This is a genomic window from uncultured Shewanella sp., from assembly GCF_947501665.1.
GTDB lineage: Bacteria > Pseudomonadota > Gammaproteobacteria > Enterobacterales > Shewanellaceae > Shewanella.
On sequence record NZ_CANMWS010000019.1, the window covers coordinates 113,178 to 126,121 of the forward strand.

The 12,944-nt window shown below is 41.6% G+C and carries 11 protein-coding genes; all 11 read left to right on the forward strand.

The features are described 5' to 3' along the window. The first annotated feature begins 4 nt into the window (after positions 1-4). The 11 genes from Q0976_RS15695 to Q0976_RS15745 all read left to right on the forward strand — a co-directional run bounded on the left by Q0976_RS15695 (position 5) and on the right by Q0976_RS15745 (position 12,454). Complete coding sequence (locus tag Q0976_RS15695; protein WP_299494811.1) at positions 5-3,820, forward strand: LysM domain-containing protein; 3,816 nt, start codon at positions 5-7, stop codon at positions 3,818-3,820. 18 nt (positions 3,821-3,838) lie between these two features. Further along, on the forward strand, positions 3,839-4,948 hold the full coding sequence (locus Q0976_RS15700; RefSeq protein ID WP_299494812.1) for a hypothetical protein: 1,110 nt from the start codon (positions 3,839-3,841) through the stop codon (positions 4,946-4,948). Positions 4,949-5,110: 162 nt separating this feature from the next. Next, positions 5,111-5,905 (forward strand): hypothetical protein, encoded by a 795-nt coding sequence (locus tag Q0976_RS15705; RefSeq protein ID WP_299494813.1) that lies wholly within the window; start codon positions 5,111-5,113, stop codon positions 5,903-5,905. 78 nt (positions 5,906-5,983) lie between these two features. Then, positions 5,984-7,093: a hypothetical protein gene (locus Q0976_RS15710; protein ID WP_299494814.1), complete on the forward strand. Its 1,110-nt coding sequence runs from the start codon at positions 5,984-5,986 to the stop codon at positions 7,091-7,093. Between the two features lie 491 nt (positions 7,094-7,584). After that, positions 7,585-8,229, forward strand: a complete 645-nt coding sequence (locus Q0976_RS15715) for a hypothetical protein (RefSeq protein ID WP_299494815.1) — start codon at positions 7,585-7,587, stop codon at positions 8,227-8,229. A gap of 65 nt (positions 8,230-8,294) precedes the next feature. Then, positions 8,295-8,711: a hypothetical protein gene (locus tag Q0976_RS15720; RefSeq protein ID WP_299494816.1), complete on the forward strand. Its 417-nt coding sequence runs from the start codon at positions 8,295-8,297 to the stop codon at positions 8,709-8,711. Beyond that, positions 8,701-9,318: a hypothetical protein gene (locus Q0976_RS15725; protein WP_299494817.1), complete on the forward strand. Its 618-nt coding sequence runs from the start codon at positions 8,701-8,703 to the stop codon at positions 9,316-9,318. The genes Q0976_RS15720 and Q0976_RS15725 overlap by 11 nt, the downstream gene beginning before the upstream one ends. Before the next feature lie 23 nt (positions 9,319-9,341). After that, complete coding sequence (locus tag Q0976_RS15730; RefSeq protein ID WP_299494818.1) at positions 9,342-10,046, forward strand: hypothetical protein; 705 nt, start codon at positions 9,342-9,344, stop codon at positions 10,044-10,046. Then, a complete protein-coding gene (locus Q0976_RS15735) occupies positions 10,043-10,453 on the forward strand; it encodes a hypothetical protein (protein ID WP_299494819.1) in 411 nt (136 codons plus the stop codon). The genes Q0976_RS15730 and Q0976_RS15735 overlap by 4 nt, the downstream gene beginning before the upstream one ends. A gap of 484 nt (positions 10,454-10,937) precedes the next feature. Beyond that, positions 10,938-11,570 carry a hypothetical protein gene (locus tag Q0976_RS15740; RefSeq protein ID WP_299494820.1) on the forward strand — a complete coding sequence of 211 codons (633 nt, stop codon included), beginning with the start codon at positions 10,938-10,940 and terminating at the stop codon, positions 11,568-11,570. A 437-nt stretch (positions 11,571-12,007) separates the two neighbouring features. Then, a complete protein-coding gene (locus Q0976_RS15745) occupies positions 12,008-12,454 on the forward strand; it encodes an Hsp20 family protein (protein WP_299494821.1) in 447 nt (148 codons plus the stop codon). Positions 12,455-12,944 lie beyond the last annotated feature (490 nt).

A 12,944-nucleotide genomic window follows, 5' to 3' on the forward strand; every position in this document is an offset into this window, starting at 1 on the left:
ACACATGGCAAATGATAATTTTTATACCGTAGTGAAAGGGGATTGTTTAAGTGTTATTGCACAGCGCTACAATATCGATGTGAGTGAGCTGCAACAATTAAACAGTGAAGAAATACAAAATATTGATCTGATTTTTGCAGGCCAAACACTCAAATTACCCGGCCAAGGTAAAAATACCCTTCCTGAAGAATACACTCAGAGTAAGTTGGCGCTGGGTGAGCGTGTGGATCTTATTGCGCCGCCTGAAGAATGCGCAGGGGAAAAAACCACTTGTGGTGGGGTCAATATTGACTATGTTGACATACTCTATGTGCCAGCCCACCCGCAAACAGGCAAAAAAATCTGGTATGCCTTAACTCAAGAAGCGCTGGATAAAGTCAAAGAAGAGCAAGCCTTAATGGCCAGTGCGATCACTGAGGATAATGCTCAAACACGCCAAAATCTTAATAATCTAGGCTTGTTATCAAAATTTTCTACTAAACCTCATGAAGCTTTTTTAGAAGAGACAAATAAAGAAAAATATCAATCCCTTATTTTATTTCATACTGCATTGATGATGGATGATGGTCGGGATAAAGTTGATGATGCGTTTATTTCAAATACAGCAGAAAGCTTGGGCTTTCATTATCAGGAAAAGATAGCGCAGTATGTTGAATCAAATTTAAATTATGTGTCTAAAGTTGATTGGCCCTTATCAGAAGAAGAACGGGAGCAATGGAATAAAGCTTTAACGCCGCGTTTAAGATTGCAGGCTAAAGAGTCGATACTTATTCAGTTACTTGCTTTTTTAAAGCGAGAAAGTAAAGCCTTACAAAAAATAGCAGAGAAAAAAGCCAGTACGATTAAAACTGACGACAACACCCATTTTGTCTACGACACTAAGGGCGAGTACTTTACCAGCGAGCGGCAGCAAAACATTGCTAAGGCGATCAAAAAGTGGATCGGATCACGTGCAACTCTGGATATTGATGAAAAGCATCTAATTAATCAAAGCCATGGTAGGGCCAAAGGAGACATTAATCGTTTTTGGAACGAGCATAAGGATTTTTATGTTGAGAACTCTCCTGGTACTAGGCCATTGTCTAAGCTGAATAATTTTGGTTTTGTGGTGAAAGAGCAGTGCTTGCCATTGGCGTTATTAGAAGGGACAGAAGAAGCGCATTATATGCCCAAAGGGCTTAAATCCGGTTGGCGTGAAGAAGGTTGGTTTAGCCTTGCTGATGAATTTGATTATGAGCAAGTCAGTGCCCTGTATGCGGGAGTTGGCGGCGATAAGCTGGATCCTAAGGCCAGTGAGCAAGCTAAAATTCAATCCTTGTTGACGCAAAAAAGCCAGTACAGTGTTCAGTGGGCCTATTATCCCACCAAGGCGCTGCTGGCGTTAATCGATCGCACGTTGAAAAAAGACTTGAGTGCCCTTAAAGGCTTATTGGGTGAGCATGGCGTGACCATGCCGGATTATTTTAAAAAAATATTATGGGTAAAAAAAGTTGCGCTGGCGCGTATCGAGTTTTTAAAACAGCAGGCCGAAAAGGCAGCGAACACAGTGACAGGGTTAGACTTTTTCAGTCCCAAGCATACAGGGTTAGCGTCTTATACTCTGCTGTGGGATGAAGAGCAATGGCGCACAAAAGCTAAACATTTAGGTGAGTTTGTGAATAAAGCTGGTGTGGCAGATGTGCAGCCAGTGGAGTGCTTCCTATTATCAGAAGAAGGTAAAGTCAGTTATTTACGTGGCCCTTGGTGGTATATGCCCTTATCGAATACAGATGACTATGGCAAAGAGGCTAAAAAGCATCTTAAGGTGATCACCACCAAAGTGCCTGCACCTAACAGCAATGGTGCACAAGGTGGTGCAATGACTTTTGACGGCTTGATGAAAGAGGTGAAAAAAAACTCTGAAGCAACGCTGGGCATGAGTATTGCTAAGGTGATGAGCAATCAAGAAGGTGCACTTTGGCAAGACCAATATCACTATGAAAGTGATCAAGGCCAAGATGGCAACTCAGGGATTATTTATAATGCCCAAGCGCAGTTTTTTCGTTTTTGCGCGCAAAATACCGCCAGTATTGGTGTGCCTTTTGATAAAGTCAGCGATCTGGGTAATCTCAGTGTCGATAAAACCTTGTCGGCTAAAGTCGAAACTAAGATGGAGTTGAATATCCTCAGTGCCCAATGCTCCTTTGAGCGTTGGTTTCCGTTAGCTCAAAGTAATGGGGCGCTGGCTAAAGCAACCGATCCTCAAAAAGCCAAAGTAACAGGTTACCCACTGGTATTCGATTATGTCACAAGTGCTAATGAAGACAGGCAATATTACGCCGGTGACATGTGCATTAAAGTGAGTGCCAGTGTCTATGGTATGGCGGGCGCAACTTTGCAAGTCGGTGCAGGCATTGAATTTGGTCAGTCCGCCGACACTTCAGGTATCGGCGTTAAAGGCGCTTCTTATGATTATGCTGATTATAATCAGTCAAAAGCCTTTAAAAAAGGCGGCGTGGGTAAAGTCAAATATGTCAGTGGCGCAATGCCTGCACTGGAAGGGGCAGGGCAAGCGGGCGTGAATGCCAAACTGTTTGCAGGCATTGAAGCGGGGGGCAGCGTTAAAGGCGAAGTGTTTTGGCGACCGCCTTCAACACATAAGGTATCCAGCCAAGATAACACATCTCCAAGTGAGCAGATGAAGGCGAATACTAATGCGTTGGCCTCGCTTGGCAGTATTTCAGGGCAAGTGTCAGCCAGTTTTGGTTTAGCGGGGGAAGCAGCCTTTAAATTAGTGTATGACAGTGGTTATTTGATGTTGATAACTGCTGCTAAATGGGCTTGCGGCCCCGGCGTGGGTGGTAAAATTGCTATCAGTCTTAATCCCTATAACATCGATGCCTTTATTGGTAGTTTGTTAAACCTACTCAATAGCTCAGGGTTTAAGTATGTTCGTTTTCTTGGTAATAAAAAGGGTGATGAAAAAGGTGAAGGTGAGACCTTTGAACGTTTAAACCAAGGTTTAACGGTCGCCGTTTCATTGGGGTTAACTTACGCCGATGCCATGTTATTGCCTTTTGAGGTACTGGCAGATTATAAAAAGACCGTGACGGGAAAAGAGTATGCGCCTGTTATTGCTGGACACATTATTAAAAAGGATGAAGAAGCACAAAAAGTGTCTTTACAAACTAAAGTCTGGGTTGAGAACTTACCGCCTGAAACCTTAGCGCCGCTGCTAGATTGTCTATTAACTGAGCATGATGATACTGTGGCGGACAAGTGGAATAAATGGAATTCGCCTTGGTCAGATGATGAGGTAAAAGAGACAAAAACAGGTGCTAATAATAAAGTGCAATTACAGGCTATTTTACAGGTATTAGAGTGGATAAAACCTGCCACCAGTGCCAGCGATCAAGAGCAGCAAAACAAGTGCAGCCAGTTTGAAAAAACCCTGTATCGCATGGGCCGTAACTCTGGTGCCCATGGGGTGAACTATCAGGATAAATGGCAACATTTTATCGATAACTGGCATAAACTGGCGGAGTTTGTTGAAAAACATGATAAACCAGATGAATCAGGCATTAAATATGGTGTCATTGATTTTAATAATGCAATGAAAATACTATGTCAGAATATGCGGGCTTTTAGTTATCAAAAGCTGAGCCATGATCGCGGCGATGGCACGGCCTATCGTACCAATCAAGCGGAACATTTGATCTATTATGACGGGCCGCTGCCTGACAATGTCGCTGAAAGAACCGCCATGCAGGCTGAAATTGCCATGGTGAAACAGGGCATTACTCAGCACCAAGCGACAACTTATGCACTGCAAATCAAATAATAAGAGGAAGCTCCATAAATGTTAATTAAAAGCCTGAAGATTGTCGGCGGCTGTTTGCTGATCGGAATACTGGTATTAATTTTTTTACTATTGCCAACGAAGGCAGAAAAGCTGGAAACTGAAAATAATGCCCTTGGCTATGTGGAGCTATTAAAGCAGGCTAAAAACAGTCAGCCTAATTCCAATGTTTATGCCTCTAGCCAGATCACCCCTGATAATCCGTTATTTGAGGGAGTATTGGCGTTACAACGAGGTCGCTACGGCCTTGCTGAGCAAAAGTTAAAACTGTTAATGGAGGCGGGTAATCTCGATGCCATGTTTTGGTATGCCGAGACCATTTTAGGTTCTAGTGTGTATGCTACACAGGAAGCGGGTGATTTGTTTCTTAAAGCAGCTAATGCGGGGCATGCCTATTCTGCATTGAAACTTGACCCCACTACCCGTGATTGTGAATTGTATCTTGGCTATCGTTGCAGTGAAGACTGGATTGAAAAGGGCGAAGTCTTGCTAAAAGCGCGTGCCGAGCAAGGGGATGTCAAGGCGCAGTATTATGCCAATGTGATAAAAAAACCTCGCTCTGAGGAAGATTATCAACGCAATATCGATTTAGTCACTCAAGCGGCTAATAATGGGTATTACATGCCCTTGATTGAAACGATTAAAAGGTTAGAACGCTATAACTCATTGGATAACAAAAAAAAACAAGCCATTGTTAAATTGGTAACGTTAGCGGCAAATAATAATTTTGTACCTGCAATAGCCGCATCTTATAAATATACGAAGGATAAAAATCCCCAGCAAGCGGAAGAGCTGTTGCTTAAATTAGCGAGATTAGGAAATCGAATGGCAATCAATGCTACTTTTCATTTTGATTTTCAAGCGCTGCAACAGGGAGATGACAGTAAATTTTTTAATGCTTATAAGTTCGCTTTAGTCAGGGAAATTATTTTCAGAAAAAACAATAATACCGAATCTATGGGATGGGCAATTGTAAGGAAGGAAATCCGCCCTTTTAGAGATGGTGAAAAAGATCACATTAAACTGGCTGCCGAGGAGTTCATCAATCAAATGACGCCTATGATTTATATCGATGAAATGCATCCGCAATATACTCGCTTTGATCATTAGTTTTCCAGATATTAGTTAACCTGCTTTCATTTAAGTTTTTTATTTAGCTATCTAACTTATTTACCTATTTAACTGCCGCGAGCTTTTGTTTTTTAATGGAAGCCAGCGGTAGCGATGGCCACATCCTTAGGGTTAACCATGGCCCTTTTTGTTTAACATCGGATGTTACTGCCTTTTGAGGTGTTGGCGAATTATAAAAAGAAGACCTTAGAGAAGGACTATGCGCCGACTATTGCTAAACATATGATGTTGACCGAGCAATATAAACAAACTCAATTATGGGTAGAAAATTTGCCGCCAGAAACGCTGGCACCGCTGCTCACGTGTTTGATTAATGCCAAACATTACACCTTAAAAGAGCGTTTGGACATGACATGGGAGTCCATTTGGGCAAAAGACGACACTGGTAATAAGAGTCAAAATGCTAAGAACTCAATACCCGCCAATAAAACCGACGCTGATAACGCCGCTCAATTAAAAGCCGTGTTGCAGATTCTTAAATGGATCACTCCAGCGACTAACGCCAGTGATATTGATAAACAAAACAAGTGCAGCCAGTTTGAAAAAACGCTGGCGCGCATGGGCGGCGAAACGGGGCAATTGTGGGTCAATCAGCAAGATAAGTATCAATTGATATTAGCAAACTGGATGCAGTTAGCGTTTTTTGTAAAAGTGCATACACAACAACAAGATAAATTATTAACTTATAAATTATTTAATGGTGCTTGCCAAGTTTTATGCCAAAATTTACGCGTATTTATCTATAAACAGGCTAAAGACTACCTGATAAATGGCCAGCCTTATACCGTATATAAATCTAAGTTTCTGATTTATTATGCAGGCCCTGAGTCTGAAGATAAAGTAATTAATGAACAACATCAGGGGCTTAAACAGCAGGTCTTGCAGCAAGTGAACGCGCTTGACGCAAAACCCTATACATTAGAGATCCCAAGGTGATATCCAGTTCGTAATAAATGAGTTAAAAAATACATTAAAGAATAACGAGAATTATAAGTTTAAGGTTGAAAAATAAACATGCTAAAAACAGTATTTAAGCGAGTCGGTCTCCTTCTTTTGTTGGCGTTAGTGGTGTTTATTGCGTTGATTATTTATCGCAAAATGCCTAGTGAGGCGCAAAAGTTACGAACGCAAAACAATGCTCTTGGTTACGTTGAGCTGTTGGGACAAGCTAAGGTGAGTAAGCCTAATCCCAATGTGTATGCCTCCAGCCAAATAACACCGGACAATCCTTTGTTTAAAGGGGTACTGGCGTTGCAGCAAGGTCGTAGGGATATTGCAGATAAAGAGTTATCTGCGTTGGCGGAGGCAGGCAATGTGGATGCCATGTACTGGTATGCCGAAACTATGTTAGGTGTGAATGTTAATTACTCTATCAAAGCAGCGGACTTATTCGTTAAGGCTGCAGAATTAGGGAATCCTTATGCGGCGTTAAGATTAACGCCGGGCACCTCAGATTGTAAACGCTATTTAGGTTACCGTTGCAGTGAGGAGTGGGTGGAAAAAGGTGAAGCCTTACTCAAAGCACGCGCCGAGCAAGGGGATGTCAAGGCCCAGTATTATGCCAACGTGCGCAGTGCTCGAGGTTCCAAAGCGGATTATGACTACAATATTGCTTTAGTCACCCAAGCCGCCAATCAAGGCTATTACATGCCCTTAATGGAACAAATATCATGGCTTGAAGAAGATAAGTCATTGGATGACAAAAAAAAACAAGCCATTGCTGAGTTGTTAACGTTAGCGGCGAATAATAATTTTGTTCCAGCAATGGAAGAATTGTTTTTTGAATATAAGCCTGAAATATCAACTGAGCAATTTGAACAACTTAGACAACAAGCTGCTAAATTGGGGGCTCGTTATGCGTTTGTAAGTTATTTCGAGACTTATTTAGATCCGGCTGAGTCAGGGAATAAGCAAGCACAATTGGATTTTTATCGTGTTGCATTATTAGAAAAACAATACAAAGGCGAAATTATGAGAGTATTTGAATTTGCAGAAGGAGATACTTTCCTTGCATTGACTAAGGATGAAAAGCAAGCCGTTCAACAGCAAGTCGATGAATTTATCAGTAACATGACACCAGTGATCTACATAGATGAATTGCATACTGAATATGGTAAGTATTAGTCATCTAGTCGCTTCACTTTCATGATTTAAGGTTTCAGAATTTAATCTCTTTTTATTTAGCTACCGCAGTATTGTCTTTTTAGGTAATGCTGCGTTGCTATGGTTAAAGGTTTATTAAAATAAAAAGACAGCGGGTACAAGTAGTGTCAAGAATGCTATTACGTCTGGCTTGATGATGGCATTGAGATGCTGCGATACCCAAGCCACTTGGAGGTGCTGGATTCAGCTTGAATTAAAACACTTTTAGACAAGGCATTTAGCTGATAGCTTAGTTATTCTAAGTTGATGTTCAATAACGCAGTATAACGGTGTTTTAAACCAGCCCGTAGGGAGAGCGTACAAACACCAATATCGAAGTTGTACTGCCTTAAAAGGCAATAAGCATCTCAATCTCTTTCTTTTAAACAGTGCGACGTCTTGAATTAAGCCCTTTTACGGACTCTGAAAACATATACTTTCAAGTGGCTTGGGTATGTAATGGCCCGTTAGGTTTGGAGCCTAATAAAAGCCTCTATGGGCATTTACATCAACCCAATGAGGCCTATTATCGTTTAGTGAGTTATTTAAATCAGCCGCAACTTGAACTGACCCAGCTATCAGATCACGATCTTAGCCAGTTGCAGCCGCTATTACAGGAGAAAGGTATAAGCCCCAATGCTAATGTCAATACAAGAGCTAATACAAATGCTAGCCAAGTGAATCAGCCTAATCGCCGCATCAGCGTCAAGGCCCACTTTCCTAACTGGTTTAAGCCTAATGATTATCGCTTGCAAGTACGCCTGATTAAAGAGACTAAATTACCTTTAGGGCCTAAGTCCCAATATATTCCTACAATGAGAGAGGAAGTGGCGAATTTCACTCCTGTCTATCAGGAAACGGCGCTAGGCCTTGATATTCTGCTGCATAAACCAGTAGGAGGCCTTGAAAAGCAGCGCATTAATGGTGTGAAAAAAGATGCCATTATCAATTATCAATTACAGCTCAAGCTGCAATTGATTGCACAAAAGAGCAATGATGATGCGTGGGTTTTCCCCGCTCCTAAAGTGGAAGATACTAGCGTGTATAGCCACGCCGATCACACGCCCGACTTTAGCAATGATGAACAAGCCTTTTGGCTCTATCAAGAGTGGGCTTAATGCCCACTAGCTCGCTAAAGTGGTGACTCAATAGAATTTAGAATATCAATTAATAAGAGACAGTTATGACTAAAGCCACAAGCGTACCAGCTGGTTCTAATGCTAACGGTAAAGGTAATGTTGAGGGCAGGAATGAGAAACAACCCTCAGCAAGAGAATATTATGCCAACACGGCTTACTCAAGTGAGATGTGGAAGCAACAGCCCCACAATAAAAAGCATACTTTTTCGGGTATGTTTGAGCTGGCGGTAAATGACATTCGCAATGTCATTCCCGATGGCTATTTGAATGACGGCTATGAATTAGCGCACGCCGATTCCACTCCAGAAGAAGATGAAATTCCCTTTCGTTTTAATCATGAAAAAATTTGCACAGTCAAAGGCACGCGGGACTTTTTCGCCATCATTTGTACTTTAGGTGGTTATATGACTTTGATAGGGGGGGATTTTTACTTTTGGAGGGCTAATATTTTTGCTTCTTGATTACAATGATCCTGAAGATTTTCAATTTTCATTAGATTTCTTGATTCAATTTGGTCTGCTGCCTATGTTCATTGCGAGTGTACTGATTGGCATAACTAAGCTTCCACTGGCTATCACTAAAATTATTTTTGGCACTTTAGTGCGGGATTTTGAGTTTAATCGCCGCACGGGCATGCTGACCCGCTGGAAGTATATTCCCCTAACAGGGATCAAACGCCGCACTATCTCTAAGCCTTTCAGTGAATTTGTGCCTTATGTGCATCAGCTCAGAACGGGCGCAGGCACAGGCGCGGGCTGGCGTGTGATCATGATGCATAAGGATTCTCGCCGTTTAAGCTTTGGCTCCTTTAACATGGTGAATGTCATCTCCCACGGCGATGCTATGGCCTTTTGGGATTTCATTCAGTGCTACATGGATATCAGCCGCCCTTTGCCTGATACTCCTATCTTAGAGATCCACAGACAAAAAGATCCTGTCACTCGCGAGCATGATGAACAAACTGGCCGCCCCGAGCGCTACTGGCGTGATATGACCCACGATGAAATCCAAGTCAAAGCCATGGAAATGCGCCAACGCATCGAACGCCTCGCCAAAGGCGAAGAATAAAAGTGGGGTCAGAGTAAACTTTAATGGCCATGAAGATTTTTAAGATTATCGGTGGCTGTTTGCTGATTAGTATACTGGTATTAATTTTTTTACTATTGCCAACGAAGGCAGAAAAGCTGCGCAGTGACAATAATGCTTTAGGTTATTTGGAATTATTGAAGAAAGCTAAAGTCAGTCAGCCTAACCCCAATGTCTATGCCTCAAGCCAGATCACCCCTGATAATCCAGTGTTTAAAGGAGTATTGGCGTTGCAGCGCAGGCGTTTAGATATTGCAGTCAAAGAACTGTTACCTTTGGCGGAAGCGGGCAATGTGGATGCCATGTATTGGTACGGTGAAACCATCTTGTATGCCGGAGCCTATAATTCTATGTCTGGTGCCGAGTGGCTGGAAAAAGCAGCGAAATTGGGCAACCCCTATGCAGCACTACGTTTCGATCCTGATAATGAAGACTGCAAATATTATTTAGCGGGTCGCTGTAGCGAGGAGTGGGCTGAAAAAGGCGAAGCCTTGCTTAAAGCACGTGCCGAGCAAGGGGATGTCAAGGCACAGTACTATACTAATGTGCGCATTAAACGAGGTTCAGCCGAGGATTATCAATTTAATATTGATTTAGTCACGCAGGCGGTCAATCAAGGTTACTACATACCTCTAATGCAACAAATATCATGGCTTGAAGAAGATAAGTCATTGGATGACAAAAAAAACAAGCCATTGTTGAGCTGTTGACTCTAGCAGCTAATAATCATTTTATTCCCGCACTGTCTATTTTGTACAATAACTATCAAGATATGATTGGGCTCGAGAAAACCTATGAATACAAATGGCAAGCAGCCAATCTGGGTCACAGCAGTGCACTGTTTCACGTTGGTGATTATTATGCTCAGCAAGCAAGCGTTAATGATCGTTTACCGCTGAAAATGTTGTATATGACAGCTGCAGTAGATCAAAAATTGTTTGCCGAAAAGAGTGCGTTGGATATCGCTGATTATACAGTTGAAGAAGAGCTAGGCCTTAAATTGATAAAAGCGGAGCGTGAGCAAGGGTTGATCGATGCCGATGAGTTTATCAGTCAAATGACGCCTGTGATCTACATCGATGAGCTACACCCGCAATATGGCCGATTTGGCTTTTAGTTGGTTTCATTTCTTATGATTTAGCACATGTGAATTTAAGTTCTGTTGATTTAGCAACGCAGTATTGTCTTTTTAGGCAATGCTGCGTTGCTATGGTTAAAGGTTTATTAAAATAAAAAGACAGCGGGTACAAGTAGTGTCAAGAATGCTATTACGTCTGGCTTGATGATGGCATTGAGATGCTGCGATACCCAAGCCACTTGGAGGTGCTGGATTCAGCTTGAATTAAAACACTTTTAGACAAGGCATTTAGCTGATAGCTTAGTTATTCTAAGTTGATGTTCAATAACGCAGTATAACGGTGTTTTAAACCAGCCCGTAGGGAGAGCGTACAAACACCAATATCGAAGTTGTACTGCCTTAAAAGGCAATAAGCATCTCAATCTCTTTCTTTTAAACAGTGCGACGTCTTGAATTAAGCCCTTTTACGGACTCTGAAAACATATACTTTCAAGTGGCTTGGGTATGTAATGGCCCGTTAGGTTTGGAGCCTAATAAAAGCCTTTATGGCCACCTACACCAACCCAATGAAGCCTATTATCGTTTGGTGAGTTATTTAAATCAGCCGCAACTGGAACTGACCCAGCTGTCGGATCACGATCTTAGCCAGTTAAAGCCGCTGTTAGCGCAGCAAGGGCTCAGTGCTAATACAAGTGCTTATCAGAGCACGAGCCTGAATCAATTGCCCAATCGTCGCATTAGCGTCAAGGCACACTTTCCTAACTGGTTTAAGCCCAATGATTATCGCCTGCAAGTGCGCCTGATTAAAGAGACTAAATTACCTTTAGGGCATAAGTCTCAATATATTCCTGCAACGAGAGAGGAAGTGGCAAATTTTATTCCTGTCTATCAGGAAACGGCGCTAGGCCTAGATATTCTGCTGCATAAGCCAGTAGGAGGCCTTGAAAAGCAGCGTATTAATGGTGTGAAAAAAGATGCCATTATTAATTATCAATTACAGCTCAAGCTGCAATTGATCGCACAAAAGAGCAATGATGATGCGTGGGTTTTCTCCGCTCCTAAAGTTGAAGATACCAGCGTGTTTAGCAACGCCGATTACACTCCAAATTTTGGCAATCAAGAACAAGCCTTTTGGCTCTATAAAAAGTGGGCTTAAAGGTGATGGGATTGATAATTAGGCCATTTCACTGAATAATATAAATAAAACAATAAATAAGAGACAGTTATGACTAAAGCCACAAGTGTACCAGCGGGTGTTGATGCTAACGATAAAGGTAATGTTAATACTAATTATGGATCAGTGATAGCATTAACTGTATCTAATTTTATGTAAAATAAAGACATATTTAAACCATTTTCCTGATGGTTAAATGGTTTTTCAATTTTTTTATTTTTTAACCTTGAATTTTATTTAAGCTATCCCTATATCATTAATGAGGCCGATGATAGGCTTCAATTTATCAAAGCAGTGCCGAAAGGGCTGCATGTCACTGATGTTTAATCAGGTTTATTAAGGTGACAGTGATAAAGCACTAAGTGCGGCGTGTGCCGGCTTAACAATTTTAAATATTGCTTAATTGCGAGGATATTATTATGCGTAACTATGACTTAACTCCCCTATACCGTAGTGCCATTGGTTTTGACCGTTTAGCTCAACTGGCTGAGCATGCAGCATCGAAAAAAGCCAACTCAGGCTATCCACCTTATAATATTGAACTGATTGATGAGAATCATTACCGCATTACTATGGCGGTGGCAGGTTTCAATATGAATGAGCTCGATATTACCAATGAAGGTGATAAATTACTTGTTAAAGGCATTAAGCCAGAAACCAGTACAGAACGTAACTATTTATATCAAGGTATTGCTGAGCGAGAGTTTGAACGGACTTTTCAGCTCGCTGATCACGTCAAAGTCGTGGGAGCAAATCTTGAAAATGGATTACTGGATATCGACCTTGAACGTGAGATCCCAGAGGCGCTTAAGCCTAGAAAAATTGCCATTAATCAAGGCAAGATAGTCAATTCAAGTGAGAAGTAATCATTTATTCAAAGTGATATGACTTGATATGATGAAAGTAGTTAAGGGAGCTTAGGCTCCCTTTTTAGTTTCATATGTGAAGTTTGTATGATTAACCGACAAATATGTCGTTAGCGATTAATATAACAGCAGTCGAACCCTTTTTTGACATTATTACTTGTCAACAGTGGGGGAGATGGTTATATTGCAGCACGAATTCAAAGGCAGTCTCATTAACTTAATGAGGGCTACGAATTTAGTTTTACAATCGGACGTGTGAATGGAGCAGTTTGGTAGCTGGTTAGTCGAACTCAACTCTTTATAAAGAGATTGGCGAAGGTCGTTGCTAAGTCTTAACTTGTAAAGTGTTAGAAAGTAATCCAGCTCACGCAATGACTTTCTTTACTCATAGAAAGCCAAAATAATGAGAATACAATCGGACGCGGGATGGAGCAGTTTGGTAGCTCGTCGGGCTCATAACCCGAAGGTCGTTGGTTCAAATCCAGCTCCC

Coding starts and splice junctions, on each gene's coding strand:
- Q0976_RS15705 (WP_299494813.1), top strand. CDS start 5,111: ATGTTACTGCCTTTTGAGGTGTTGGCGAATTATAAAAAGAAGACCTTA.
- Q0976_RS15730 (WP_299494818.1), top strand. CDS start 9,342: ATGGCCATGAAGATTTTTAAGATTATCGGTGGCTGTTTGCTGATTAGT.
- Q0976_RS15710 (WP_299494814.1), top strand. CDS start 5,984: ATGCTAAAAACAGTATTTAAGCGAGTCGGTCTCCTTCTTTTGTTGGCG.
- Q0976_RS15700 (WP_299494812.1), top strand. CDS start 3,839: ATGTTAATTAAAAGCCTGAAGATTGTCGGCGGCTGTTTGCTGATCGGA.
- Q0976_RS15720 (WP_299494816.1), top strand. CDS start 8,295: ATGACTAAAGCCACAAGCGTACCAGCTGGTTCTAATGCTAACGGTAAA.
- Q0976_RS15745 (WP_299494821.1), top strand. CDS start 12,008: ATGCGTAACTATGACTTAACTCCCCTATACCGTAGTGCCATTGGTTTT.
- Q0976_RS15695 (WP_299494811.1), top strand. CDS start 5: ATGGCAAATGATAATTTTTATACCGTAGTGAAAGGGGATTGTTTAAGT.